Source organism: Bradyrhizobium sp. 17 (assembly GCF_023073515.1).
Taxonomy (GTDB): domain Bacteria; phylum Pseudomonadota; class Alphaproteobacteria; order Rhizobiales; family Xanthobacteraceae; genus Bradyrhizobium; species Bradyrhizobium canariense_D.
On sequence record NZ_JADPJQ010000119.1, the window covers coordinates 221,242 to 246,121 of the forward strand.

The following is a 24,880-nucleotide window of genomic DNA, read 5'->3' on the forward strand; positions in this document are numbered from 1 at the left end:
ATGAGATGACTGCGGGACCTGTACCCCCCTCACCCGGATCGCAAGGGCGATCCGACCTCTCCCCGAAGCGGGGCGAGGTGAAGAGTCGCCCGGCCGGCCCAACGCTGCCCCAGCCCTTACCCTGCGACGAACGTTAACTCGGCATTTGCCCGAGAACGGTCTATTTTCACCGGCAAGGGCAGAATCGTTTTGGGAGGACATCTCGATGAATCTGACTGAGCTGAACAGGATCGCGACCGCCCTGGTCGCGCCCGGCAAGGGCATCCTTGCCGCCGACGAATCCTCCGGCACCATCAAGAAGCGTTTCGACGCGATCGGCGTGGAATCGACCGAAGAGAACCGCCGCGACTATCGCGAGATGCTGTTCCGCTCGAACGAAGCCATGAGCCGCTACATCTCCGGCGTCATCCTCTATGACGAGACGATCTGGCAGAACGCGAAGGACGGCACGCCCCTGGTCAAGCTGATCGAGAGCAGCGGCGCCATCCCCGGGATCAAGGTCGACGAAGGCACCCAAGCCCTGCCGATGTGTCCGGGCGAGCTCGTCACCGTCGGGCTCGACAAGCTCGCCGAACGGCTGAAGAAATATCACGAGCGCGGCGCACGCTTCGCCAAATGGCGCGCGGTGATCGACATCGGCAGTGGCATCCCTTCCATGACTGCGATCAGCGTCAACGCCCACGCGCTGGCGCGCTACGCAGCGCTGTGCCAGGCCGCGCAGATCGTGCCGATCGTCGAACCCGAAGTGTTGATGGACGGCGATCACGACATCGATCGCTGCTATGAGGTGACGAGCCGTGTGCTCAACAAGACGTTTCAGGAATTGCGCGTGCAGCGCGTCGCGCTCGAGGGCATGGTGCTGAAGCCGAACATGGCCATCTCCGGCAAGAAGTGCGCGAAGCAGGCTTGCGTCGAGGAGGTCGCGGAGAAGACGATACGGCTGCTCAAGGCGTGCGTGCCCGCGGCGGTGCCCGGCATCGCCTTCCTCTCCGGCGGCCAATCGGATGAAGAGGCAACGGCGCATCTCAACGCCATGCACAAGCTCGGCCCGCTGCCCTGGGGCCTGACCTTCTCCTATGGTCGCGCACTCCAGGCCGCGCCGCAGAAGGCCTGGTCAGGCAAGGCCGAGAACGTCGCGGCCGGACAAAGCGCATTCAGTCACCGCGCGCGCATGAATGGCCTCGCCTGCAAAGGCGAATGGCAAAGCAGCCTGGAACAGAAAGCGGCCTAGATCTTGTCGAACAAATCTCCTCCGCCGCGCCCGGCGCCGCGCCTTTATCTCGCGACGCCTGTCGTCGACGATCCCGCTTCGCTCCTGGCCGAGCTGCCCGGCCTGCTCGCCGCCGCCGATGTCGCGGCCGTGCTGCTGCGGCTGAAGCAGACCGATCAGCGCACCATGATCTCGCGGATCAAGGCCTTGGCGCCGCCGGCTCAGAAAGCGGGCGCGGCGCTGCTTGTCGATGGCCATCCTGAGCTCGTCGCACGCGGCGGCGCCGACGGCGCGCATCTGCCCGGCATCGCCGCGCTGAAAGAGGCGCTGCCATCGCTGAAGCCCGATCGCATCGCGGGCGTTGGCGGGCTGACGACGCGGCACCATTCGATGGATGCGGGCGAGATTGGCGCGGATTACGTGCTGTTCGGCGAACCCGACGCAAAGGGCCAGCGGCCGTCGTCGCAAGCGATCGCTGAGCGGCTGGACTGGTGGGCCGAGCTGTTCGAACCGCCCTGCGTCGGCTTTGCCATCTCGCTGGAGGAGGCCCACGAATTCGCCGCCAGCGGCGCCGATTTCGTGCTGGTGGGCGACTTCATCTGGGCCGATCCGCGCGGACCCAAGGCTGCGCTGATCGAGGCCGACGCTGCGATCAAGAAGGCTCATGCGACTGCGCTTGCAGACCAGGAGCACGGCTAGCGCCCGACATGAAGCTCCCGCGCATCATCATGCTGGCCACGCTGCTGCTGACGGCGCCCGCGGCCGCGCAGCTCCAGATCACGCCGCCGGTGGCAACGCCGGGCGCTTCGGCCGAGAAAACCAAAGACAAGCCGAAGGCCACGCCGCACACCATCACCAAGAAGAAGGAAGCGCCGCCGGCACCCAAACCTTCAGCCTCCCCGAAACCTTCCGCTTCCCCAAAGCCTGCTCCGGCCGCGACCGTGATTCCGGCGCCGCCGACCGACAACCCCAACGTCGATCTGGTGTACGGCGCCTATCAGCGCGGCCAGTACAAGACCGCCTTCGAACTCGCCACGGCCCGTGCCGAAACCGGCGATGCCAAAGCGATGACCATGCTGGGTGAGCTCTATTCCAACGCCATGGGCATCCGACGCGACTACACCAAGGCGCTGCAATGGTACAAGCGCGCCTCCGACGCCGGAGACCGCGAGGCGATGTTCGCGCTCGCCATGCTGAGGATGACCGGCCGCGGCGGCCCGGTCGACAAAAATGAGGCGGTCAAGCTGATGGCGTCCGCCGCCAAGCTCGGCGAACCCAAGGCGGCCTATAATCTCGCGCTGCTCTATCTCGACGGCCAGACCCTGCCGCAGGACGTCAAGCGCTCCGCCGAGCTGCTGCGCCAGGCGGCTGATGCCGGCCTGCCCGAGGCGCAATACGCGCTCGCGACCTTCTACAAGGAAGGCACTGGCGTGCCGAAGGATTTGGAACGGGCGGTGCGTCTGCTCCAGGTCGCCACGCTGACCGACAATGTCGATGCCGAGGTCGAATACGCCATCGCGCTGTTCAACGGCACCGGCACGCCGAAGAACCAGCCGGCGGCCGTCGCCCTGCTCCGCAAGGCGTCCCGCCAGGGCAGCGCGATCGCGCAGAACCGGCTGGCCTGGGTGCTGATCAACGGCATGGGCACGGCCGTGGACAAGGTCGAAGGCTTCAAGTGGCATCTGGTGGCCAAGACCTCCGGCAAGGGCGATCCGGAGCTGGACAAGCAATTGTCCGATTTGCCGGCCGAGGACCGGGCCAAGGCCGAGGCCGCCGCCAGGAAATGGCTCGGGGCCAAATGACTTGACGTTGAGGCCCCCGCAGGGCACCCCATCCCTCAAACAGGCGCGATTTCGCGCCATTTCCCCCGATCAAGACCGGAAGCTCATGCTATATTCCGCAACTATCAACGTCATGGTCAAGGCCGCGCGCCGCGCCGGCCGCAGCCTCAAGCGCGATCTCGGCGAGATCGAGCATCTCCAGGTCTCGCTGAAGGGACCGGCGAATTTCGTCTCGCTGGCCGACAAGCGCGCCGAGGAGATCCTCTACCAGGACCTCGCCAAGGCGCGGCCCGGCTACGGCTTCATCGGCGAGGAAGGCGGAACGCGCGAGGGCTCCGACAAGAGCCACACCTGGATCGTCGATCCGCTCGACGGCACCACCAACTTCCTGCACGGCATCCCGCAATTCGCGATCTCGATCGGGCTTTCGCGCGAGGGCACGATCATCGCCGGCGTGATCTACAATCCCGCCAATGACGAGCTCTACATCGCCGAGCGCGGCAAGGGCGCCTTCCTCAACGACCAGCGGCTGCGCGTGGCCGGCCGCCGTCAGCTCAACGAATGCGTGGTGGCCTGCGGCCTGCCTCATATCGGCCGCGGCGACCACGAGGAATTCCGTCGCGAGATGACCGCGATGCAGGAGCGCGTCGCCGGCCTGCGCCGCTTCGGCGCCGCCTCGCTCGACTTGGCCTTCGTCGCCGCCGGCCGCCTCGACGGCTACTGGGAGCGCAATTTGCAATCCTGGGACATCGCGGCGGGTCTGATCATGCTGCGCGAGGCGGGCGGAACGATCACCGACATCGATACGCCGGGCGACGCGCTGGTGACAGGCAATGTCGTGTGCGGGAATGAATACGTGCACGGGGAATTGGTGAAGATCTTGCGGAAGTAGGCCGCAGCAGCACGACGGCTCGATCGACGACGGTTAGGAATCGTCGTCCTCATCGTCCTCGTCGGCTTCGTCGTCGCGATATTCACCGCCGATGGTCAGGCCCTCGATCGCCGTGGCGCCTTTCGACTTGATCACCCGGCGGAGCGGGACCGAACTCTCGCTTCGCAGTGCGTCCATCAACTGTTCCGAATGGGTGACAATCCAGATGTCGGCGCGGCGCGATGCCTTGGCGATGAGCCGGGCCAGCGGCGCAAGCAGCGACGGATGCAGGCTGGTCTCGGGTTCGTTCAGCGCAATGAACGGCGGCAGCCGATAGCCCATGAATACCGCGAGCAGGCAGATGTATTTCAGCGTCCCGTCGGATAGTTCATGAGCCCTGAACGGCCGCGGCATATCCGGCAATTGCAGATCGAATTCACACCTGCCATTTTCTTCCCATGCGCGGAGTTCGGCACCCGGGAATGCATCCTGGATCGCGTCCTGCAGGTCGTCGGCGTCTTCCCGAATGACATAGAGGGTCGCCAGGGTGGCAGCCAGATCGATGCCATCGGCGCTGAGCGAGGGCGTTGCGATCGCCAGACAAGGCTTTCGTATCGGTGACGCCGGATCAGTGCGAAAGTCATGATAGAATCGCCAGCCCAGCATTGCATTTCTGATCAGGTCGATTTCCGGGCATTGCTTGCCATCGGAAAAAGCCGCAAGCGCGGTCTCTGACGGCAGCACCGCATCCTTGTGAGCGTTCCAGGCGCCACTCTCGCCGCGGACGCTGATGAGCGAATTGATCCGCTCCATCAGCTTGACCGTGCGTTTGCCGCGCGTCGTTTCGATCGTTTCGGCCTTGATCATCGGCTCGCCGGAAAATGCCGCCTGAAGCGGGCTGGGAAATCCGAGCTCGATGGAATATCTCATGCCGTCGAATGTCGCCGACAGCCGCAGCCGCCCGTCTTCGCCTCGCTTGCGTATGCCGGACCAGCAGACCGAATTCAAACCGCCTTCATCGGCGATCGTGCGGGTGATCTGACCGGTCGCCGCGTCGCGCAACAGCGACAAGGACTTGTAGAGATTGGACTTGCCGACTCCATTTTCGCCGACGAACACCGACAGGGGATGGATGGGTATGGAGAGCCGCCGAATGGAGCGATAGTTCGAGATCGCAATGTCGGTCGGACGCATCACATGCTCTCAATCGGCGGGCTATCTCCGCATTCGCAGTAAGGTGCGAATACGATGTTTCAATCCAGGGGTGCAGTCTGGATTGAGGCCTCCGAGAAATCAAGCCGACCGATCCGGCGTTCAATGGCCGACTCTCACCAGCGCAAACCCGACGGTCATCATCCGCGAAGGCGGATGATCCAGTATTCCAGAGACGCCGCTCGGATACGGAAAGGCCGCGGGGTACGGCATGCCCCGCCTGCGCGGGGCATGACACCTCACCTTACAGCTCGGCCGGCGCCGGCGGCCCGTACATCTCGCCCTGCTTCGCCGCCTTCTCCCGATCCCCGCCCAGCACGCGCTGCACCGAGACGAAGAACACCGGCACCATCAGCAGCGCCAGGATCACTACCGCGATCATGCCGCCCATCACGACACTGCCGAGCGCCTGCTGGCTGGCGCCGCCGGCGCCATGGGCGATGGCCATCGGCAGCACGCCGCAGATGAAGGCAAGGCCGGTCATCAGGATCGGGCGGAAGCGCAGGCGGCAGGCCTCGATGGTGGCGTCCACCAGCGGCTTGCCTTCTTTCCGCAGATCCTTGGCGAACTCGATGATCAGGATCGCGTCCTTGGCCGCAAGGCCAATGATGGTGATCAGGCCGACGGTGAAATAGACGTCGTTGGGCAGGCCGCGCAGCATCGCCGCGACCACCGCGCCGACGATGCCGAGCGGCACGGTGAGCAGCACCGCGAGCGGAATGGTCCAGCTCTCGTAAAGCGCGGCCAGACACAGGAACACCACGAATACCGAGAGCCCGAGCAGGAACGGCGCCTGCGAGCCCGACAGCTTCTCCTGGAGCGACTGCCCGGTCCATTCATAGCCGAAGCCGCGCGGCAGCTTGCCGGCAAGCCGTTCCATCTCCGCGATGGCATCGCCCGAGGTGAAGCCGGGTTTCGCCTCGCCCGAGATGCGCACCGCCGGATAATAATTGAAGCCGGCGATCTGCGTCGGTCCGCGCGCCCATTCCACGGTGGTAAAGGACGAGAACGGCACGAGCTGGCCGCGGCTGTTCTTGACGTTGTAGTTGAGGATGTCCTCGGTCCGCATGCGGTCGCGGGCATCGGCCTGCACCACGACACGCTGCATGCGGCCGCGGTTCGGGAAGTCGTTGATGTAGTTCGAGCCGAGATTGGTCGAGATCGTATTGTTGATGTCCTCGAAGGTGACGCCGAAGGCGCCCGCCTTTTCGCGGTCGATCACGAGATTGACCACGCCGGCCTCGGGCAGGCCCTCGACATAGACCTTCTGCAGCACAGCGCTCGCATTGGCCTCCGCGATCAACTGATCGGCGGCGCGCATCAAGGCCGGATAACCCTTCTGGCCGCGGTCCTGGAGACGGAACGAGAAGCCCGAGGAGTTGCCGAGATTGTCGATTGGCGGCGGCTGCAGCGCGGAGATTTTTGCGTCGCGGATCGACGACGACAAATCGCGGTTGATGTCGGCGACGATCGCGGCCGCAGAATCCTTCGGCCCGCGTTCCGACCAGTCCTTCAGGGTGATGAAGGCCTGCGCGGTGTTCATGCCCTGGCCGGAGAAGCTGAAGCCGGTGAGGAAGGTGACGTTGTCGACGCCCGGACGCTGCGCCAGGTATTTTTCCACTTTCTCGATCACCGCCTCGGTTCGGCCGTAGGACGAGTCCGACGGCGTCTGCACGTCGGTGGTGACGAAGCCCTGGTCGTCGACGGGCAGGAAGCCGCCGGGCAGATTGACGAAGGCCCAGGACAGGCCGGCGAGCAGCGCGACATAGACCAGCATCAAGCGGCCGGTGCGCTTCAGCGAGAAGCCGACGGTGCGGGAATATCCCTCCTTGCTGCCGTCGAGCATGCGGTTGAACCAGCCGAACACGCCCTTCTTGGCATGGCCATGACCGGCCGCGACGGGCTTGAGCAGCGTCGCACACAGTGCCGGCGTCAGCGACAGCGCGAGGAAGGCCGAGAAGCCGATCGCGGCGACCATGGTCACGGAGAACTGGCGGTAGATGATGCCGACCGAGCCCGGGAAGAACGCCATCGGCACGAACACGGCCATCAAGACCAGCGTGATGCCGATGATGGCGCCGGTGATCTGCGACATCGCTTTCCGCGTCGCTTCCTTGGGCGGCAGCCCCTCCTCGGCCATGATGCGCTCGACGTTCTCGACTACGACGATGGCATCGTCGACGAGGATGCCGACGGCGAGCACCATGCCGAACATCGAGAGCATGTTGATGGAATAGCCGGCGAGCAGCAGCGTGGTACAGGCGCCCAGCAGCGCCACCGGCACCACGATGGTCGGAATGATGGTGTAGCGGATGTTCTGCAGGAACAGGAACATCACCACGAACACCAGCACGATGGCTTCGACCAGCGTCGACAACACCTTCTTGATCGAGGCCTCGACCACGGGCGTGATGTTGTATGGAATCTCGTAGCCGATATTGGCCGGGAAGAAGCGAGACAGCTCCTTCATCTTCTCTTCGACGGCGCTCGCGGTCGCCAGCGCATTGCCGGTCGGCGACATCAGCACGGAAAGACCGGCGGTCGGCTTGCCATCGAGACGGGTGTTGAACTGGTAGCTGAGGCCGCCGACCTCGATCCGCGCGACATCGCGCAGCCGCACGGTCGACCCGTCGGCATTGGCGCGCAGGATGATGGTACCGAATTCATCCGGGGACGAGAGCTGGCCCTTGACCAGCACCAGCGCGGAGGTGCGCTGGGTCGAGGTCGACGGCTCGGCGCCGATGCTGCCCGAAGCGACCTGCGCGTTCTGCGCGGCAATGGCCTTGTTGACGTCGTCGGCGGTCAGGCCATAGCCGACCAGCTTTGCCGGGTCGACCCAGACGCGCAGGCTACGTTCCGTCGAATACAGCGTGGCGCGGCCGACGCCGGGGATGCGGCGGATCTCGCCCAGCACGTTACGGATCATGAAGTCGCCCAGGCCGACCTCATCCAGGCTGCCGTCGGTCGAGTTCAGCGTGATGATCTGGAGCACCGCGCTGGAGGCTTCCTCGATCAGAATGCCCTGCTGGATCACCGCGCGCGGCAGCCGCGCCTCGACGCGCTTGATGCGGTTCTGCACCTCGACCGAGGCGGCGCTGGTATCGGTGCCCGGCACGAAATTGGCGATGATCTCGACCTGGCCGAGCGAGTCGCTGGTCGATTCGAAATTGAGGATGCCGGAGGCGCCGTTGAGCTCCTCCTCGATCAGCCGCGTGACGCTGTTGTAGAGGTTCTCGGGCGAGGCACCGGGATAGCTGGTCGAGATCGAGATCGAGGGCGGCGCGATGATCGGGTACTGCGCGATCGGCAACAGCGGAATCGAAATTGCGCCGACCAGACAGATGAACAGCGCGACGACCCAGGCGAAGATCGGCCTGTCGATGAAGAAGCTCGCCATGGTCTATTACCGCATCAGCTTCTGGGCGTGCCGGTTGTCGGCGGTCGCATCCGCTTCCGACCAGGATTGCGGCTTGACCTTGTCGCCGGCGGCGAACTTCTGGAAGCCTTCGACCACGACCTTGTCGCCAGCCTTCAGGCCGTCGGTGACGAACCAGATGCCGTCCTGCACCGAACCGGTGCGCACCGGCTGCACCGAGATGCGATTGTCGTCCTTGACGACGAACACCTCGCTGCCGCCGCCGCCATTGCGCTGAATCGCCTGCTGCGGCACGGCGATCGCATCGCTATCGAGACCCTGGTCGATGCGGACGCGGACATACATGCCCGGCAGCAGCTCGCGCTTCGGATTGCGGAACTCACCACGCAAGGTCACCTGACCGGTATTGGCGTCGACCTTGGCATCCGAAAACAGCAACTTGCCGTCGAGCGAGTAGAGGGTGTTGTCGTCGAGCACGAGATGCACCTTGGCGGCGTCGGGCGCGATGCGCTCGAGGTCACCGCTCTCGAAGGCGCGGCGGAGCTGGTTGAGCTCGTTCACCGACTGGGTGAAATCCGCATAGATCGGATCGAGCTGCTGAATGGTGGCCAGATTGGTCTCGTTCTGGACCGCGAGCGCGCCCTCGCTGACCAGGGCGGCACCGACGACGCCGTCGATCGGCGCGCGTACGGTGGCATAGTCGAGATTGAGCTTTGCGCGCGCGAGATCGGCCTTGCGGCCCTCGACCTCGGCATGGGCCTGGCGCTCGGCCGCGATCGCCTTCTCGTTCTCGGCTTCGGGCGCGGCGCGCTGGCTGGTGAGCGTGGCGATGCGGCGCGCCTGCTGCTGGGACTGCATCAACGCGGCCTCGGCCTTGGCGACCGCAGCCTCGTTGGCCATCACCTCGACCTCGAACGGACGCGGATCGATCCGATACAGTGGATCGCCGGCCTTCACCTCGCTGCCCTGCCGGAACAGGCGCTCGACCACGATGCCGGACACGCGCGGCCGCACGTCGGAGACGCGCGTCGGCGCAATGCGGCCCGGCAGCTCGCGCACCACGGCACGCGGCTGCGGCTTGACGATGACGATGCTGACGTCGGGGTCGTTGGGCTGGGCGGCTGAAATGGCGGAGCTGGATTCGTCGCAGCCCGCCAACAGCGGCGTAAAGGCCGCGAGCATCATTGCAACGCATGCCGATCGCGCGCGAAGTCCTGACATGAAATGGGGTGCCCCGATATTGTTGAAACCGATCCCGCTCGGCGCGAGGCCCGTTCTGGGCCATGGCACGCGGCTGATGCGGTCAAAATAGAGCGGACGTGCTGCGACGCAACGCACCTTGCGGGCGGCCCAATGTCACACGGCCTAGGGTGCTGAGTTCACGGCGTTTTTCGCGTCTCACCCGATTGTGAGTCCGGTTCCATCACCGCGTGCTGCGTCAGAAGACCGCAATTACCCCGCCGCCTTCATGCGGTAGTGGCTGACGCCCCACTCGGTTCCGTCGGCATAGCCGAACAGGCCCGAGGTCGCGAGAAAGAACCAGCGCCAGCGTCGCATTCGCTGGGCGGTCTCCTCGCCATGGATGTTGCGCAAGGCCGCTTCGATGAAACAGCGATGCGCGTCGAAATTGGCGAGCCAGTCGTTGGCGTTGCGCTGATAGTGCGTGCCGCTCCAGCACCATTCCTTCTCGACTGTGAAAATATCGTCGAATTGCCTGACGAGGTGATGGCTCGGCATCAGCCCGCCCGTGGAGACGCGCTGCGCGATCCAGTCGTCGCGATCGGCCCGGTCGAACAGGTGAGAGCCGGAGCGATGGGCGACGATGTGCATGAAGAACCGCCCCTCCGGCGCGAGCCATGATCGCAAGCGCGTCATCAGCTTGCGCCAGTTCATCACATGCTCGAACATTTCGACCGACACGATGCGGTCGAATTGCCCGTCGGGCGCGAACACGTTGATGTCCGCGCAGACCACCCGCAGATTAAGAAGACCGCGCAGCCGCGCCTCTTCCTCGATATGGGCGCGCTGCGCCTGCGAGCTCGACACCGCCGTCACCTTGGCGTGCGGAAACTGCCGCGCCATCCACAGCGACAGCGAGCCCCAGCCGCAGCCGAGTTCGAGGATGGTCTGAGCATCGGCGAGAGCGGCATGCTCGGCGGTCTGACGCAGCGCCTCCTCCTCGGCCTCCCGCAAGGTGGTCGCGTCGGTCTTGTAGAAGCAGCAGGAGTATTTGCGGTTGGGGCCGAGCACCTTCGCAAAGAACGAAGCGGGCACCTCGTCGTGCTCGGCATCCGCGTCCTCGGCGATCGGCCGCAGCATCATCCGCCCGGCGAAGGCGGCATCGTCCGCCCCGCCCAGCGCGGACAGGCGCGTCACCGTGCGCGAGCACAGGCGCTGGATCGCCGCGCGGATCACGACATCAGGCAACGGCACCCGTTCGGCAGTCCCGATGATCGCGGACACGACGCTCATGCGACGACTCCGTCTTGGGCGGCGGGTTTTGGCGCCAGGGGAAAAGTGCGACTTGAACCTGTGGAATGCCGACGATTTGCAAAGTACGTCCTTACCAAAGCCGGTTTCAGCCTTGGGTTCCCCAGCTCTCCCCGAAATCGGCGCATCCGGCGCTTTTTTTGGGCTGGCGCTGTGCCATAGTGCGCGCCGCAAGCAAGTTAACGGATGATACCGGCCATGCCGCCAGGCGCCTCGCCCCGCTCCTCCCTCGACATCGAATACACCAAGCTATCCTCGCCCAGCGTCTTCCTGGTGCGGATGCTGGTCTTCCTGGTGCTCTGCACCCTGGTGGGCGTGGTGCTCTATAAGCAGATCATCCAGGCCTTCTTCGCCAATCCCGGCCTCAATGCCCTGATCGGCGGCGTGCTGTTCATCGGCATCATCCTGGCCTTCCGCCAGGTGATCCGGCTGTATCCCGAAGTCTCCTGGGTCAACAATTTCCGCATCGCCGATCCCGGCCTTGCGCCCGCTCGCCACCCCAAGCTGCTGGCGCCGATGGCGATGATCCTCGGCGGCGAGCGCACCGGGCGGATGTCGATCACCCAGACCACCATGCGGCACCTGCTCGATTCGATCGCGACCCGCCTCGACGAGGCCCGCGACATCTCCCGCTACATGACCGGGCTTCTGGTCTTCCTCGGCCTGCTCGGTACCTTCTGGGGCCTGATCGAAACGGTCGGCTCGGTCGGCAAGGTGATCGACGGGCTCAAGGTCGGCGGCGATTCCGGCGCCCTGTTCGACACGCTGAAGGAGGGGCTGGCCGCCCCGCTCGGCGGCATGGGCATCTCGTTCTCGAGCTCGCTGTTCGGCCTCGCCGGCTCGCTGATCCTGGGCTTCCTCGACCTGCAATCGAGCCAGGCGCAGAACCGTTTCTACACCGACCTCGAAGACTGGCTTGCCACCACCGTGCGCGAATATGGCAGCGGCGAGGTGGCTGTTGCCGGCACTGGCGGTGGCATTGCCAGCGGCGAGCTTCAGGCCGTCGTCGAGCGCTTACGCTCCGTGCTCGAGGAAGGCAGCGGCAGCCGCGGCACCACCGCGGCGATGGCGAGCCTCGCCGAAGCCATCCAGGCGCTGGTCTCGCATATGCGGACCGAGCAGCAGATGATCCGCGAATGGGCCGACGGCCAGGGCGAGCAGAACCGCGAGATCCGGCGCCTGCTGGAGCGCATCGCGCGTCAGCCCGAGAAGGGTTAGCGACATGGCACTGGCGCGCGGTCGCCGCGGCGATACCTCCTTCAACTACTGGCCCGGCTTCGTCGACGCGCTGTCGACGCTGGTGCTGTCGATCGTGTTCCTGCTGTCGGTGTTCCTGGTCGTGCAGTTCTTCCTGTCGCAGGAGGTCACCGGCAAGGACAAGGCGCTGGAGCAGCTCAACGCCAAGATCGCGCAGCTCAACGAATTACTGTCGCTGGAGAAGCTCGGCAAGCTCACGCTCGACGACCAGGTCTCGTCACTGAAAGCCGGCCTCGCTTCGGCCGAGAGCGAGCGCGACCGCATCAAGGGCCTCTATGAGGGGCTCGCCGCGGCCGGCAACGATGCGCAAGGCAAGTCCTCCGAGCTCGGCAAGGCGCTGGATTCCGAGAAGGCGGTTTCGGCCCGGGCGCTGGCGCAGATCGAGGTGCTGAACCAGCAGATCAGCGCGCTGCGGCGGCAATTGGCCGCGCTGGAAGAGGCGCTCGACGTTAGCGAGAAGCGCGACAAGGAATCGCAAAATCGCATCGCCGACCTGGGCTCTCGCCTGAATGTCGCCCTGGCGCAGCGCGTGCAGGAATTGTCGCGCTATCGCTCGGAATTCTTCGGCCGCCTGCGCGCCATCCTCGGCAACCGCCCCGACATCCGCATCGTCGGCGATCGCTTCGTATTCCAGTCCGAAGTGTTCTTCGACACCGGACAGGCGGTGCTGCTGCCCGAAGGCCGCGCCGAGCTCGACACGCTCGCAACCGCGCTGATCGATCTCGACAAGAAAATCCCGAACGAGATCCCCTGGGTGCTGCGTGTCGACGGCCATACCGACGTGCGCCCGGTCAACGGTCCGAACTTCAAGTCGAACTGGGACCTCTCGGCCGCGCGCTCGATCTCCGTGGTGCAGTACCTGATCTCGCTCGGCGTGCCGGCCCAGCGCCTGGTCGCCGCCGGCTTCGGCGAATTCCAGCCGCTCGACACGGCCAACACCGAGGAAGCCTACAAGCGCAACCGCCGCATCGAGCTGAAGCTGACGGAGCGGTAGTGAGCGCCCTCCACCTCCGCCGTTACCGTCCCGAGGACGAGGCCGCCTCGATTGACCTGTGGCATCGCACCTGGCAGCAGGCCTATCCGCAGATCGACTTCGCGGCCCGCCTGGACTGGTGGCGCGAGCGCTGGCGCAAGGAGCTGGTGCCGAAGGCTTCGATCGTGGTCGCGGAGCAGGACGGCGCGCTGACCGGCTTCGTCACCATCGACGGCGACGGTTATCTCGACCAGCTCGTGGTCGATCCCGCGCACTGGGGCTCGGACGCGGCGCGGCTGCTGGTGGATGAGGCCAAGCGCCTGTCACCGGCGGGCGTGACGCTGCTTGTCAACAAGGACAACAGCCGCGCCATCCGCTTCTACGAGCGCAAAGGCTTCGCGCATGCCGGCGACGAGGTGAACCCGACCTCGGGACGTCCGGTGCTGAAGATGATTTGGCAACCTTAGATTCTGGCGATCTTGATTCTGGACGCGTGACGGCCGTCACGTCGGGATCCCAGGACGTCAGCTAGTCGTTGTGCCCGCAAGTTGCGCCGGCAAGCGGATGGAGATGACCGATGAAATTGAGCGATCTGGCCAAGGGGTCTTCGGTCCTGCTCGGCGTCATCGTCGCCGGATATGTTTCGACGAGCTATGTCGACCAGCACCTCGCCACGCCGGTCAAGACGACGAGTGCTCCGACGAATGGCCTTGGGCCATCGGCCTGCGTTGATGAGGACGGGAGCTGGAAGAACTGGCCATGGCCGAACGTGCCGGCGCTGTCGCCGAAGTGCTGATAAGCAGTGCTGCCGTCAACTCGCCGCGGTGCGCTCTCGGCTCAAGCGGAGTTCAAGCTCGAACTGCCAGCTTTCGGCTTGGCGGATCGCGCGTTGGCTGTCTTCGCGAAGCCGGATCGACTCATCGATCGCTCGCTGCGCCCGCTCCAAAAGTTCGTGGGTTTCGTTGCTGAATGGCGGGGCCATGAGGCGCACTCCCATTGAGGCGGGAGCACAAATCATCTCTCAGGCACCGACGCCTACGGACGAGCCTTTGGCCGGCGATACCTGATTAGGCGCCACATCCGGGGGAACTGCAAGGTTCATCCACTCGGCTCAGGGCGCGGGCTGCCCTATCCGAAATTCCGGAAGCCCACGATGGGCAATCCGAAACTCAGCACAACGATGACGCCGCTACCAGCGACAACAAGCAGCGCCGCTTTCCACCCCGCAAGGCCGCGCATCTGCTGTCGAATAGCGAACAGGATGAGGAGGATGAACAGTACCGGACCGATCAGAACAATCATTCACAACACCGTCCACTCCGTCAGCTCAACGAACAACGCCTGCCGCATCGTTCTTGCTAGGAACCACCCAATCGATTGCGAGCAGGCAACTTTCGACGACAATGAAGGCGGCCAGACCGCCGAGCCAACCGAAGAAGACCACGGAAAAGGTAGCAAGCAAGAGCGCGCAGAAGACGTCGGCGACAAGCTTGCCGTTGCGCTCGCCTCGGGTCTGGTCGGCTGTCGAATAAGGCATTTGGCGTCTCCTGGGTCGGCCCGAACCCTAGCTTCAGCAGCCGCGGCCGTCCACTCCCTCCGGGCGCGCCAACGCTGTCCGAAATTCCGGAAGCCAACGACGAGCATTCCGAAACTCATCAAAACGACGACGCCCATGTTCTGCGACAGCCAGCAGCGCCGCTTCCATCGATCACCTTACGATGTGGCCGATTCGAATCGCGCAGCCGATCAGATCGACAAATGTCCGCTATCGACCCGGCTACGAAGGGAGACCACGTGGTGCGACGCTCTCGCCAAAAGCTCCGCTGTCATTCCCCGCGGAGGCGGGGAATCCAGTACGCCGCGGCTTATCGCTTGATCACTTCCGTCTCGGAGTACTGGATCGCCCGCCTGCGCGGGGGATGACAGCCTGAATGAAGCGGCAGTCCAGACTACCTCGCCTCACGCCCCCTCGAACTGCAACCTCGCCAGCCTGGCATAGAGCCCGTTCGCAGCGACGAGCTCCGCATGCGTGCCCTGCTCGACGATCCGGCCCTGGTCCATCACCAAGATGCGGTCGCACGACAAGACGGTTGCGAGGCGGTGCGCGATGACGAGCGTGGTGCGGTGGCGCATCAGCTCTTCCAGCGCGGTCTGCACCAACGTCTCGCTTTCGGCATCGAGCGCGGAGGTGGCTTCGTCCAGAAGCAGCAGCGGCGCATCGCGCAGGATCGCGCGCGCAATCGCGATGCGCTGGCGCTGGCCGCCGGACAGCGTCACGCCGCGCTCGCCGAGCGGGGTGTCGAAACCTTCGGGCAGGCGGCGGATGAACTCGGCGGCGTGCGCCAGCTCGGCCGCGCGCTCGACCTCGGCATCGGTGGCATCGGGCCGGCCGAAGCGGATGTTGTCGCGGGCACTGGCCGCGAACACGTTGGATTCCTGCGGCACCAGCGCAATGCGCGAACGGAATTCACGGGGATCGGCGGATTTGACCGGCACGCCGTCGAGCGAGATCGCGCCGCTGCGCGGATCGTAGAAGCGCAACAAGAGATGAAAGATCGTGCTCTTGCCGGCGCCGGACGGACCGACGATCGCGACCTTCTCGCCGGGACGCACGGCGAACGACACGGCATCGAGCACATTGACGTCGCGCCGCGCCGGATAGGCGAAGCTGACCTGGTCGAAGCCGACTTCGCCGCGCGCCGGCACCGGCAGCGCGCGCGGCGACGCGGGCGCGGTGATGTCGGGCTGCACATGCAGGATCTCGAACAGGCGCTCGGCAGCGCCTGATGCCGCCGAGATCTCGCCCCAGACTTCGCTGAGCTGGCCGAGGCCGGCCGCGGCGAAGGCCGCATAGAGCACGAACTGGCCGAGCCGGCCCGGCGTGATGGTGCCGGTCAGCACGTCGTGCGAACCGATCCAGAGGATCGCGACCACGCTTGCGAACACGATGAAGATGATGATGGCGGTGAGCACGGCACGCGCCTGCGTGGAGGTGCGCGCGGCTTCATAGGCCTGCTCGACCTCGCCGCCGAAGCGCCTCTCGGCGAGGCTCTCGCTGGTATAGGCCTGCACGGTACGGATCGCACCGACCAGCTCGCTCGCATAGGCGGAGGCCTCGGCCAGCGTGTCCTGCGCGTTGCGCGACAGCCGCCGCACCCAGCGCCCGAAGGCGACCAGCGGCAGCACGATCAGGGGAATCGCCAGCAGCACGAATCCCGACAGACGCGGGCTGGTGATCACCATCATCGCCGCGGCACCGAAGAACATCATCAGATTGCGCAGCGCGATCGAGACCGAGGCGCCAACGGAGGATTTGATCTGCGTGGTGTCGGCGGTGAGGCGCGACACCAGCTCGCCGCTGCGCGCGGAATCGAAGAAGGCCGGCGACAGCGAGAGCAGATGGGCGAAGACGTCGCGCCTGAGATCGGCGACGATGCGCTCGCCGATCGTCATTACGAGGTAGTAGCGCGCGGCACTCGCCAGCGCGAGCACGGCGACGACGGCGATCATCACCGAGAAGTAACTGTTGATCAGCTCGATGCCCTCAGGCGTCAGGCCGAAATCGATCATCCTGCGCACCGCGACCGGCACCAGCAGGGTGGTCAGCGCCGCGATCGTCAGCGCGACAAAGGCCAGCGCCGCCCGGCCGCGATAGCGGGCGACATAGGGCGCGAGCGCCAACAGCGGCCGCAGCTTCGCGCGGCTCTTCGCCGGCGCCTCGATCAGGTCGGCCTCGATCGACGGGGCTTCCGCGGGCCCGGTTTCAAGCCGTTCTACTGCGCTCATGAGATCCGACCAAAAGACAAAGAGAAGGTGGTCCGTCCCAAATAGGCCGGGCGAGCGGGAGTGGCAAATCCGGGAAGTCCCTTAGGGGGCAGCCCGGCCCGCTAAGGCCCTCAAAAGGCTTGCAATGGCTTGTTTTACAGGGGCCCGTGGGGTATAGACCCCGCCAAATCCGTCATTCGATAGCCACTCAAGTGAGGCGCCGGGGCGCCGAGGAATTGCCATGAAAGCCGAAATTCACCCGAACTATCATACGATTAAGGTCGTGATGACCGACGGAACCGAGTACCTGACCCGCTCCACCTGGGGCAAGGAAGGCGACACGCTGAACCTCGACATCGACCCCAAGTCGCACCCGGCCTGGACCGGCGGCAACGCGCAGCTGCTGGATCGCGGCGGCCGCGTCTCGCGCTTCCAGAAGAAGTTTTCGGGCTTTCTCAAAAAGGATTGATCCGGCCCCTCGAGGCTGGAGACGAAAACGCCCCCGGAGAGCCGGAGGCGTTTTTTGTTTTGGGGGCGCTCGTCGCGATGACGGGAGCTTACCGCTCGAACGCCGCCTTCAACGCGTTGAGATGCGGCACCAGCGGGTTGCCGATCGAGGAATGATCGACCGGCGGGGTGTGGATGGTGTTGTCCAGGCGGCGCACGCGGGTCTGAAGGCTCATCGAGCGATGGATCAGGTCCTGGAGCTGCGACGGCAGCTTCTCGATGGTGTCGGTTGAGCCGGGATCGGCGGCGGAGAGCTTGACCTTGGTCTTTTCGCGATTGGCCTGGCCCAGCGTCATCTCGCCTTCCTTCACGGCGCGGTGCAGCAGCAGCCACGAGGCGAGCTGCATCAGGCGGGTGGTCAGACGCATGCTCTCGGTCGCATAGGTGAGGCTGACGGCACGATCGAGCGCCTTGGCCTCGGTGCGGCCGGCGCCATCGAGATAGGCGGCGGTCTCCTCGACCAAGTCCATGCCCTCGCGGAAGAGGACGCCGAACGCCGCAGAATTGGTGAACCGCTCGCTGAGTTGAACGAGAGCGCCTTCGGCTTGCAAACGTTCCATGGTTAACGCCCCTTACGCAACTGTCTGACGCCCGGCTTTGGCACCGGCTTATGATGAACAAATCATTGCGCGGGCGAGACGCCGAGTCCAGTGACAAGCGCGGATATGGTTTCCGCGGGTCTTTGCCCGGAATTCAACCGCGGCGAGACGCAAAAAGGCGGAGCTGGGCGCAAAAAAAGAGCCGCCGGAAAACCGGCGGCTTTGAAAGTTGATAACAGGGAGGCGTCAAACAGAGTGGACAGGAGCCACTCGGTGTCCAAACGAGGACAGTTCCCAGTCATAAACTCGAAAGCTTAATGTGGAGTAAACGAGCGATTATCTTGAGGGTTCGTTAGCCATGTCGGTCAGTGGCCGAGTGGGCCCGCGGAACAAACTGCCCGTCATGCCCGGGCTTCCACGTCCTCTCCTTCGGCGAAAGATCAAGAACGTGATGGCCGGGACATAGGCGAGCGGAAGCGACGCCGTCCTTCGGACGTGCCCGGCCATGACGCCGTGGAAGTGGCTGGCGCTCCTCTTCCAATCCGCTACTTCTTGAAAACGCTGTTGGCCGCATCACGCGAGGCGCGCTTCTTTGTTGCGGCTTCTTCCAATCTTGCGATCTCGCCCTTGAGAAGCGCGATGCGGTCGGTCAGTTCCTCCACCGACAAGAGTGAGAGATCCTGTCCGATGTCATGGCTGATCTTCTTGCGCGGGCGGTCGTCGTCTTCCATCGCCATCCTGGTTCCTCCTGCGTTCGCCTCACAAGCGGCTGAGGCGGTTGCCAGCCTGCACCGCGCTGGCTAAGCAATGGCCTCGTTCCATCCCGCACCTTTGCTCAAGGACACATCATGGACAAGCTGCCCGCGCAAATGACCGTGGTCGCCATCTCGAAACCCGGCGGACCGGAGGTGCTGGTGCCGGAACAACGGGCGCTGCCGCAGCCCGGCCCCGACGAGATCCTGGTCAAGGTGCAGGCCGCCGGCGTCAACCGGCCCGATGTCGCGCAGCGCTCCGGCGCCTATCCGCCGCCGCCCGGCGCCAGCGACCTGCCCGGCCTCGAAATCGCCGGCGAAGTGGTGGCCGTCGGCAGCAACGCCAAGCGGCACAAGATCGGTGACAAGGTGATGTCGCTGGTCGCCGGTGGCGGTTATGCGCAGTACTGCATCGCGCAGGACGGTCAGGCGATGAGCGTGCCGCCGTCGCTGTCGATCAAGGAAGCCGGCGCACTGCCGGAAACACTGATGACGGTCTGGCACAATGTGTTCGAGCGCGGCGCCCTGAAGGCCGGCGAGACGCTGCTGATCCACGGCGGCTCTTCCGGCATCGGCACCATGGCGATCCAGCTCGCAAAAGCTTTCGGCGCCAAGGTGATCGTCACCGTGGGATCGCAGGACAAGATCGATGCCTGCCTCAAGCTCGGCGCGGATCGTGCCATCAACTACAAGACCGAAGACTTCGTCGCCGTGGTCAAGGCGGAGACCAACAATGCCGGCGCCAATCTGATCCTCGACATGGTCGCCGGCGACTATGTCGATCGCAACTATGACGCCGCAGCGCTCGACGGCCGCATCGTGCAGATCGCGACCCTCAACGGGCCCAAGGTCACCGTCAACATCGCCAAGGTGATGGTGAAGCGCCTGACCCATACCGGCTCGACGCTGCGCCCCCGTAGTAATGCGGACAAGGCGGCGATGGTGGCCGCGATCGAGGCGAAAGTGATGCCGCTTTTGCGCGAAGGCCGCGTCAAGCCGCTGATGGACAGCACTTTCCCGCTGGAAAAGGCATCCGACGCGCACCGGCGGATGGAAACCTCGGCACATATTGGCAAAATTGTGTTGGAGGTCTAGGCCAACGGCCCACAGGGCAAGCCGGAAACCCTTTGATTTTCCTTGCTTTCGTGGCATCTATCGCGACGCACCGAACCACCTTGTTCCGTTCGGAAAACGCCGTGCACCGAAGAGCCTGCACCGAAGAGTTTGCGTCGAACGCGGAGAACTGACCTTGCGTCTGATCAGGTGCCTCGCGCCCATAGCGCTGGGCCTCATGATTCTCGTCTGCGCGTTCCCGGCGCGCGCGCTGGACGCTGTCAGCGTCCGCGGTGACGCGCCCGCGATCGACCTCACCGGCGTGCTCGAGCATCAGCGCAGCGACGCCGACCGCATCCAGGTCTCGACCGCGCCCGGCACCGACGGCATCGTCCGCCGCATCGAGGTGCGCGCCCGCGAAGGCGGCCAGAACTGGGTGGTGTTCGCGCTCGCCAACAACACCGACGACCAGCTCGACCGCCTGATCGTCGCTCCGCATTACCGTATCGTCTCCTCGGGGCTGCTGTGGCCCGACCTCGGGCTGTCGCGCATCGCGACCATCACGCCCTCGACCGGCGACCGGCCGGAGCGGCAGGAGAGCCCGACCGCCGACGTCTTCCGCGTCACCCTCGATCCCGGCGCGGTCGTCACCTTCGTCGCGGAGCTGCGCACCGACAAGCTGCCGCAGCTCTATCTGTGGGAGCCGGAATCCTACAAGGACAAGGTCAACTCGTTCACGCTGTACCAGGGCATCGTGATCGGCATCTCCGGCTTGCTGGCGCTGGTGCTGACAATCCTGTTCGTGGTCAAGGGCAGCATCATGTTCCCGGCCGCCGCGGCGCTGGCTTGGGCGGTGTTGGTCTATATCGGCGTCGATTTCGGCTTCTGGGGCAAGGTGCTCGACATGTCGAACAACGCCGAGCGCATCTGGCGCGCGGCGGGTGAGGCGATCCTGGCGGCGACGCTGCTGGTGTTCCTGTTCGCCTATCTCAATCTCAGTCGATGGCACGTGCGCTATTCCCACATCACCGTGGGCTGGCTCGCGTTCCTGGGATCACTGGTGGCGCTGGCCCTGTTCGACCCTGCGGTGGCCTCCGGCATCGCGCGCATATCGCTGGTGCTGATTGCCTTCGCCGGCTTCGCGCTGATCGTCTATCTCTCCACCCACGGCTTCGACCGCGCTGTGCTGCTGATCCCGACCTGGTTCCTGCTGGTGGTCTGGGTGGTCGCGGCCGGCATGACGGTCGCAGGCTCCGTCACCAACGACATCGTCGGCCCTGCGCTGCTCGGCGGCCTCGTGCTGATCGTGATGCTGATCGGCTTCACGGTGATGCAGCATGCGTTCGCCGGCGGCGGCGCCACCACCGGCGTCGTCTCCGACATCGAGCGCCGCGCGCTGGCGCTGGCCGGTTCCGGCGATTTGATCTGGGACTGGGACGTGTCCGCCGACAAGGTCTTTACCAGCCCTGAGACCGAGGCCCTGCTCGGCCTCAAGCGCGGCACGCTGGAAGGCCCGGCCGCCTCCTGGCTCGAAGTGCTGCACCCGCTCGACCAGGACCGTTTCCGCGCCGCGCTCGACAGCGTGCTCGACCAGCGCCGCGGCCGCTTGGTGCAGGATTTCCGCCTGCGCACGCCGGACGGTCACTTCATGTGGTTCGCGCTGAAGGCGCGCCCGGTGGTCGGCTCCGACGGCGAGGTCTCGCGCGTGGTCGGCACCCTCACCGACGTCACCGAGCTGCGCAACGCCGAGGAGCGCCTGCTGCACGATTCGGTGCATGACAATCTCACCGGCCTGCCCAACCGCAAGCTGTTCATGGACCGGCTCGGCGCCGTCGCGCATTTCGCCAAGACCATGCCGACGCTGCGGCCGACGCTGATGGTGATCGACCTCGACCGCTTCAAGCAGGTCAACGATTCCGTCGGCATCGCGGTCGGCGATTCCATCCTGCTGACGCTGGCCCGCCGCCTCACCCGCATCCTGAAGCCGCAGGATACGCTGGCGCGGCTCGCGGGCGACCAGTTCGGCTTGATCCTGCTCTCGGAGCAGGACCCCGCCCGCATCACCGCCTTCGCCGAGACCATCCGCAAGACCATCCGCGCGCCGATCGCCTTCAACGAACGCGAAATCTTTCTCACGGCCTCGATCGGCCTCGCCTTGTCCGATCCGCAAGTTCAGCTCACGGACGAGATCATCAAGGACGCCGAGCTCGCGATGTATCACTCCAAGCGCATCGGCGGCGACCGCATCGACGTCTACAAGTCCGCGATGCGCGCGCGAAAAACCGACCGGCTGACGCTGGAGAGCGAACTGCGCCGCGCCATCGAGCGGCAGGAGCTCACGATCCTGTACCAGCCGATCGTGCGGCTTGAAGACCGTTCGGTCGCCGGCTTCGAGGCGCTGGTGCGCTGGGATCATCCCAAGCTCGGACGCATGGCGCCCTCGGAATTCATCACCATCGCGGAAGAGACCGGCCTGATCATCGACCTCGGCATGTTCGTGCTCGACCAGACCGCCAAGCAGCTCTCGATCTGGCAGCGCGCGATGCGCTCGCGCGAGCCGATCTTCGCATCGGTCAACGTCTCCTCGCGCCAATTGCTGCGCCACGATCTGATCCACGACATCCGCACCGTGCTGTCGCGCTCCTCGGTCGCGCGCGGCACGCTGAAGCTGGAGCTGACGGAATCGCTGGTGATGGAGAATCCGGAGCACGCGGCGCAGATGCTGACGCGCATCCGCGAACTCGGCACCGGGCTGTCGCTCGACGATTTCGGCACCGGCCATTCGTCGCTGGCCTATCTGCAGCGCTTCCCGTTCGACACCATCAAGATCGACCAGTCCTTCGTGCGCACCACCAACCGCGGCACCCGCCCGGTGATCCTGAAGTCCATCATCGCGCTCGCGCACGACCTCGGCATGGACGTGGTCGCCGAAGGTGCCGAGACCGATTCCGACGCGGTCGAGCTCTACCAGATGGGCTGCGAATACGCGCAAGGGTTTGCCTTTGGCGAACCCATGGATGCCGACGCCGCAATGCGCCTGCTCACGGAAGTGCGCCTGGAAGCGGCGAGCTGACTTTCCCTTCGCCTCACCCAGGCCTGCGCCGGTCACTCTTCAGCTTGGTGAACCGCACGCTCGCACCGTCCGGCATCCGCATCGCCTTGAAACCCGCGGCGAGGCAGGCTTCGCGTTGCGGCATCTGGATATCCGGGCTGCGCAGGCTGTCCCACCATGAGGCACGATTCGCCGCGCGCGGCAGGGCCGCGCCGATAATCTCTTCGATCTGTTCATAGGTCAGCACGAATTCCGCCTGCTTCTGCCGCATCAGATAATCGCGCAACGCGTCGTAGTCGTTCACCGCTGTCCTCTTCGCTGGTCGAAGCTCCGCTTTGCCCAAAAACGTGAGCCGCGGAAACCAATTTTTAACTCATTCCGGCAGCGCCGTCCCGGCTTAAACACTACTCAAGCTTTCGGGCGCATTCACTGGTGTCGGGAGCAAACGATGTTGTCTCGATGGCGCGACGTCACGGCCCGCCGGCCATGGCGGCTTTCGGCGAAGCTGCTGATCATCTCGTCCGTGGTGACGGTGATCGGCTTTTCCGCCATTTGCGTCAACGTCATGCTGGACATGCGCCGCGGCGAGGAGGCGCTCGCCCGCCAGACGCTGGAAAACCTGGCGACGACCATCGAGTCCGACGTCAGCCGCAACATCGAGATCTACGATCTGGCCCTTAAGGCGGTCGCCAGCAACATGCTGCTGCCGGAAATCGCCACGGTCTCGAAGCCGATCCGTCACCTCATCCTGTTCGACCATTCGACCACGGCGAGGCATTTCGGCGCGATCCAGGTGTTCGACGCCGACGGCCGGTTGACCATTGACGCCTCGACGCTCGATCCCGTTGTCGTGAACCGGGGCGACGAGGATTACTTCAAGGCCCATCGGGACAATCCGCAAGCCGGGCTCTTCATCAGCCGTCCCATGCTGTTCCGCGGCGCTTATTCGATCGTGCTGAGCCGGCGCATCAGCGATACCGACGGCGGCTTTCTCGGCGTCGTCGCCGGATCGATCCGCTTCAGCTATTTCCACGAATTGTTCGAGCGGCTGAGCCTCGATCCCGACGATACCATCACCGTGCTCAGGCGCGACCGTACCGTCATGATGCGGCGGCCGTTTGATCTCGACGTGATCGGCACGAATCTGGCCGACCGGCCGGTCTGGAAGGCCGAAAATCTGAAGGTCGGCAGCGCATTCGCCGGACAGGGGCCGATCGACGGCACGCCGCGGCTCTATGTCCGCAGCGGTGGGACCAGCCCGCTATTCGTGGTGGCAGGTAAGCCACTGAACACCGTGTTCGAGCTCTGGCAGAGGGAAGCCTACCGCATCGGCGCCGTGGTCGTGGCGCTCAGCCTGTTCATGCTGGCATCGACGCTGGTGCTCGCGCGCGAGATCGGCCGGCGCGCCGAGGCCGAGCGCAAGCTCGAGGAGATGGCGACGACCGACGCGCTCACCGGCCTGAAGAACCGCCGCAAGTTCGACCAGGTGATCGACGTCGAATGGCGCCGCGCGATGCGGCAGCAGACGCCGATCGCGCTCTTGATGATCGATGCCGATCACTTCAAGGCCTACAACGACACGTTCGGCCACCAGGCCGGCGACCAGGTGCTGGTCGGCATCGCCATCTGCATTTCCGATTCGGTGAGCCGCGCCGGCGACTGCGCCGCGCGCTATGGCGGTGAGGAATTCGCCGTGCTGCTGCCGGGCACCTCGGTCACGGACGCCCTCCTGGTGGCCGAGACGATCCGCGCCAAGGTGCAGGGATGGTCCGACGACCACACGAGCTCGACGGTGTCCTGCGGCATCGCGAGCCTCGTTCCCACCACCGGCATGGACTGGCCGATCCTGGTCGCCGCCGCCGACAAGGCGCTCTACGCCGCAAAAGCCGGCGGCCGCAACCAGTCGGTGGTCGCAAGCTTGCCGAAGCTGTCGCTGGTGGCGTGAGGGTTTCGTTCCGTCATTGCGAGCGAAGCGAAGCAATCCAGACTGTCTCCGCGAAGACAGCCTGGATTGCTTCGTCGCTTCGCTCCTCGCAATGACG

23 protein-coding genes are annotated in these 24,880 nt (G+C 65.0%); 12 read left to right on the top strand and 11 right to left on the bottom strand.

Annotation, left to right across the window (positions count from 1 at the left end; translation table 11 throughout):
• Window positions 1-205 precede the first annotated feature (205 nt).
• The 4 genes from IVB13_RS28600 (at window position 206) to IVB13_RS28615 (ending at window position 3,883) form a co-directional block, all read left to right on the top strand.
• Window positions 206-1,231: a class I fructose-bisphosphate aldolase gene (locus IVB13_RS28600; RefSeq protein ID WP_018454606.1), complete on the top strand. Its 1,026-nt coding sequence runs from the start codon at window positions 206-208 to the stop codon at window positions 1,229-1,231.
• Between the two features lie 3 nt (window positions 1,232-1,234).
• Window positions 1,235-1,909, top strand: coding sequence for a thiamine phosphate synthase (locus IVB13_RS28605; RefSeq protein WP_018454607.1), 675 nt, complete (start codon window positions 1,235-1,237; stop codon window positions 1,907-1,909).
• Between the two features lie 8 nt (window positions 1,910-1,917).
• Window positions 1,918-3,012 (top strand): tetratricopeptide repeat protein, encoded by a 1,095-nt coding sequence (locus IVB13_RS28610; RefSeq protein WP_018454608.1) that lies wholly within the window; start codon window positions 1,918-1,920, stop codon window positions 3,010-3,012.
• An 85-nt stretch (window positions 3,013-3,097) separates the two neighbouring features.
• Window positions 3,098-3,883: an inositol monophosphatase family protein gene (locus IVB13_RS28615; RefSeq protein WP_018454609.1), complete on the top strand. Its 786-nt coding sequence runs from the start codon at window positions 3,098-3,100 to the stop codon at window positions 3,881-3,883.
• A 33-nt stretch (window positions 3,884-3,916) separates the two neighbouring features.
• Here the strand turns inward: IVB13_RS28615 and IVB13_RS28620 are convergent, their stop codons facing one another.
• The 4 genes from IVB13_RS28620 to IVB13_RS28635 all read right to left on the bottom strand — a co-directional run bounded on the left by IVB13_RS28620 (window position 3,917) and on the right by IVB13_RS28635 (window position 10,922).
• Window positions 3,917-5,056 (bottom strand): AAA family ATPase, encoded by a 1,140-nt coding sequence (locus IVB13_RS28620; protein ID WP_018454610.1) that lies wholly within the window; start codon window positions 5,054-5,056, stop codon window positions 3,917-3,919.
• A 262-nt stretch (window positions 5,057-5,318) separates the two neighbouring features.
• Complete coding sequence (locus IVB13_RS28625) at window positions 5,319-8,471, bottom strand: efflux RND transporter permease subunit (protein ID WP_018454611.1); 3,153 nt, start codon at window positions 8,469-8,471, stop codon at window positions 5,319-5,321.
• Window positions 8,472-8,477: 6 nt separating this feature from the next.
• Entirely contained in the window at window positions 8,478-9,671 is a 1,194-nt protein-coding gene (locus tag IVB13_RS28630) for an efflux RND transporter periplasmic adaptor subunit (RefSeq protein WP_085351844.1), read from the bottom strand.
• Between the two features lie 231 nt (window positions 9,672-9,902).
• Window positions 9,903-10,922, bottom strand: a complete 1,020-nt coding sequence (locus tag IVB13_RS28635) for a cyclopropane-fatty-acyl-phospholipid synthase family protein (protein WP_247491002.1) — start codon at window positions 10,920-10,922, stop codon at window positions 9,903-9,905.
• Window positions 10,923-11,138: 216 nt separating this feature from the next.
• Between IVB13_RS28635 and IVB13_RS28640 the strand changes: the two genes are divergently transcribed.
• The 4 genes from IVB13_RS28640 to IVB13_RS28655 all read left to right on the top strand — a co-directional run bounded on the left by IVB13_RS28640 (window position 11,139) and on the right by IVB13_RS28655 (window position 13,966).
• On the top strand, window positions 11,139-12,158 hold the full coding sequence (locus IVB13_RS28640; protein ID WP_018454614.1) for a flagellar motor protein MotA: 1,020 nt from the start codon (window positions 11,139-11,141) through the stop codon (window positions 12,156-12,158).
• Window positions 12,159-12,162: 4 nt separating this feature from the next.
• Window positions 12,163-13,191 (top strand): peptidoglycan -binding protein, encoded by a 1,029-nt coding sequence (locus IVB13_RS28645; RefSeq protein WP_018454615.1) that lies wholly within the window; start codon window positions 12,163-12,165, stop codon window positions 13,189-13,191.
• Window positions 13,191-13,637 carry a GNAT family N-acetyltransferase gene (locus IVB13_RS28650; protein WP_018454616.1) on the top strand — a complete coding sequence of 149 codons (447 nt, stop codon included), beginning with the start codon at window positions 13,191-13,193 and terminating at the stop codon, window positions 13,635-13,637. Before IVB13_RS28645 ends, IVB13_RS28650 begins: the two co-directional genes overlap by 1 nt.
• Before the next feature lie 110 nt (window positions 13,638-13,747).
• A complete protein-coding gene (locus IVB13_RS28655; protein WP_018454617.1) occupies window positions 13,748-13,966 on the top strand; it encodes a hypothetical protein in 219 nt (72 codons plus the stop codon).
• Window positions 13,967-13,981: 15 nt separating this feature from the next.
• Here IVB13_RS28655 and IVB13_RS28660 read toward each other — a convergent pair whose 3' ends face one another.
• From IVB13_RS28660 to IVB13_RS28675, 4 genes are all read right to left on the bottom strand, one after another.
• Window positions 13,982-14,152 carry a hypothetical protein gene (locus IVB13_RS28660; RefSeq protein WP_247491004.1) on the bottom strand — a complete coding sequence of 57 codons (171 nt, stop codon included), beginning with the start codon at window positions 14,150-14,152 and terminating at the stop codon, window positions 13,982-13,984.
• Window positions 14,153-14,298: 146 nt separating this feature from the next.
• A complete protein-coding gene (locus tag IVB13_RS28665; protein WP_018454619.1) occupies window positions 14,299-14,472 on the bottom strand; it encodes a hypothetical protein in 174 nt (57 codons plus the stop codon).
• Between the two features lie 25 nt (window positions 14,473-14,497).
• Window positions 14,498-14,707, bottom strand: coding sequence for a hypothetical protein (locus IVB13_RS28670; RefSeq protein WP_018454620.1), 210 nt, complete (start codon window positions 14,705-14,707; stop codon window positions 14,498-14,500).
• A gap of 422 nt (window positions 14,708-15,129) precedes the next feature.
• Window positions 15,130-16,956: an ABC transporter ATP-binding protein/permease gene (locus IVB13_RS28675; protein WP_018454621.1), complete on the bottom strand. Its 1,827-nt coding sequence runs from the start codon at window positions 16,954-16,956 to the stop codon at window positions 15,130-15,132.
• 220 nt (window positions 16,957-17,176) lie between these two features.
• Here IVB13_RS28675 and rpmE point away from each other — a divergent pair, with 220 nt between their 5' ends.
• Window positions 17,177-17,404, top strand: a complete 228-nt coding sequence (rpmE, locus tag IVB13_RS28680; RefSeq protein WP_018454622.1) for a 50S ribosomal protein L31 — start codon at window positions 17,177-17,179, stop codon at window positions 17,402-17,404.
• An 88-nt stretch (window positions 17,405-17,492) separates the two neighbouring features.
• Here rpmE and IVB13_RS28685 read toward each other — a convergent pair whose 3' ends face one another.
• Window positions 17,493-18,002 (bottom strand): DUF1465 family protein, encoded by a 510-nt coding sequence (locus IVB13_RS28685; protein WP_018454623.1) that lies wholly within the window; start codon window positions 18,000-18,002, stop codon window positions 17,493-17,495.
• Between the two features lie 524 nt (window positions 18,003-18,526).
• On the bottom strand, window positions 18,527-18,718 hold the full coding sequence (locus IVB13_RS28690; protein ID WP_018454624.1) for a DUF1192 domain-containing protein: 192 nt from the start codon (window positions 18,716-18,718) through the stop codon (window positions 18,527-18,529).
• 111 nt (window positions 18,719-18,829) lie between these two features.
• On the opposite strand from IVB13_RS28690, the gene IVB13_RS28695 reads away from it, so the two are divergent.
• Together IVB13_RS28695 and IVB13_RS28700 are read left to right on the top strand one after the other, a co-directional pair.
• Window positions 18,830-19,828: an NAD(P)H-quinone oxidoreductase gene (locus IVB13_RS28695; RefSeq protein WP_018454625.1), complete on the top strand. Its 999-nt coding sequence runs from the start codon at window positions 18,830-18,832 to the stop codon at window positions 19,826-19,828.
• A gap of 154 nt (window positions 19,829-19,982) precedes the next feature.
• Complete coding sequence (locus tag IVB13_RS28700) at window positions 19,983-22,859, top strand: EAL domain-containing protein (RefSeq protein ID WP_026232774.1); 2,877 nt, start codon at window positions 19,983-19,985, stop codon at window positions 22,857-22,859.
• A gap of 13 nt (window positions 22,860-22,872) precedes the next feature.
• Here IVB13_RS28700 and IVB13_RS28705 read toward each other — a convergent pair whose 3' ends face one another.
• The gene (locus IVB13_RS28705) at window positions 22,873-23,142 is read right to left on the bottom strand and encodes a hypothetical protein (RefSeq protein WP_018454627.1); all 270 of its coding nucleotides are present in this window, start codon (window positions 23,140-23,142) and stop codon (window positions 22,873-22,875) included.
• A 144-nt stretch (window positions 23,143-23,286) separates the two neighbouring features.
• On the opposite strand from IVB13_RS28705, the gene IVB13_RS28710 reads away from it, so the two are divergent.
• Window positions 23,287-24,783, top strand: coding sequence for a diguanylate cyclase (locus IVB13_RS28710; RefSeq protein WP_247294148.1), 1,497 nt, complete (start codon window positions 23,287-23,289; stop codon window positions 24,781-24,783).
• The last annotated feature ends 97 nt before the right edge of the window (window positions 24,784-24,880 follow it).

What these genes read in the sequence shown, in the direction of transcription:
- IVB13_RS28620 (WP_018454610.1), bottom strand. Translation starts at nt 5,056, where the DNA reads ATGCGTCCGACCGACATTGCGATCTCGAACTATCGCTCCATTCGGCGG.
- IVB13_RS28670 (WP_018454620.1), bottom strand. Translation starts at nt 14,707, where the DNA reads ATGCCTTATTCGACAGCCGACCAGACCCGAGGCGAGCGCAACGGCAAG.
- IVB13_RS28615 (WP_018454609.1), top strand. Translation starts at nt 3,098, where the DNA reads ATGCTATATTCCGCAACTATCAACGTCATGGTCAAGGCCGCGCGCCGC.
- IVB13_RS28710 (WP_247294148.1), top strand. Translation starts at nt 23,287, where the DNA reads ATGTTGTCTCGATGGCGCGACGTCACGGCCCGCCGGCCATGGCGGCTT.
- IVB13_RS28695 (WP_018454625.1), top strand. Translation starts at nt 18,830, where the DNA reads ATGGACAAGCTGCCCGCGCAAATGACCGTGGTCGCCATCTCGAAACCC.
- IVB13_RS28610 (WP_018454608.1), top strand. Translation starts at nt 1,918, where the DNA reads ATGAAGCTCCCGCGCATCATCATGCTGGCCACGCTGCTGCTGACGGCG.
- rpmE (WP_018454622.1), top strand. Translation starts at nt 17,177, where the DNA reads ATGAAAGCCGAAATTCACCCGAACTATCATACGATTAAGGTCGTGATG.
- IVB13_RS28635 (WP_247491002.1), bottom strand. Translation starts at nt 10,922, where the DNA reads ATGAGCGTCGTGTCCGCGATCATCGGGACTGCCGAACGGGTGCCGTTG.
- IVB13_RS28600 (WP_018454606.1), top strand. Translation starts at nt 206, where the DNA reads ATGAATCTGACTGAGCTGAACAGGATCGCGACCGCCCTGGTCGCGCCC.
- IVB13_RS28645 (WP_018454615.1), top strand. Translation starts at nt 12,163, where the DNA reads ATGGCACTGGCGCGCGGTCGCCGCGGCGATACCTCCTTCAACTACTGG.
- IVB13_RS28660 (WP_247491004.1), bottom strand. Translation starts at nt 14,152, where the DNA reads ATGGCCCCGCCATTCAGCAACGAAACCCACGAACTTTTGGAGCGGGCG.
- IVB13_RS28630 (WP_085351844.1), bottom strand. Translation starts at nt 9,671, where the DNA reads ATGTCAGGACTTCGCGCGCGATCGGCATGCGTTGCAATGATGCTCGCG.
- IVB13_RS28690 (WP_018454624.1), bottom strand. Translation starts at nt 18,718, where the DNA reads ATGGCGATGGAAGACGACGACCGCCCGCGCAAGAAGATCAGCCATGAC.
- IVB13_RS28625 (WP_018454611.1), bottom strand. Translation starts at nt 8,471, where the DNA reads ATGGCGAGCTTCTTCATCGACAGGCCGATCTTCGCCTGGGTCGTCGCG.
- IVB13_RS28685 (WP_018454623.1), bottom strand. Translation starts at nt 18,002, where the DNA reads ATGGAACGTTTGCAAGCCGAAGGCGCTCTCGTTCAACTCAGCGAGCGG.
- IVB13_RS28640 (WP_018454614.1), top strand. Translation starts at nt 11,139, where the DNA reads ATGCCGCCAGGCGCCTCGCCCCGCTCCTCCCTCGACATCGAATACACC.
- IVB13_RS28665 (WP_018454619.1), bottom strand. Translation starts at nt 14,472, where the DNA reads ATGATTGTTCTGATCGGTCCGGTACTGTTCATCCTCCTCATCCTGTTC.
- IVB13_RS28675 (WP_018454621.1), bottom strand. Translation starts at nt 16,956, where the DNA reads ATGAGCGCAGTAGAACGGCTTGAAACCGGGCCCGCGGAAGCCCCGTCG.
- IVB13_RS28655 (WP_018454617.1), top strand. Translation starts at nt 13,748, where the DNA reads ATGAAATTGAGCGATCTGGCCAAGGGGTCTTCGGTCCTGCTCGGCGTC.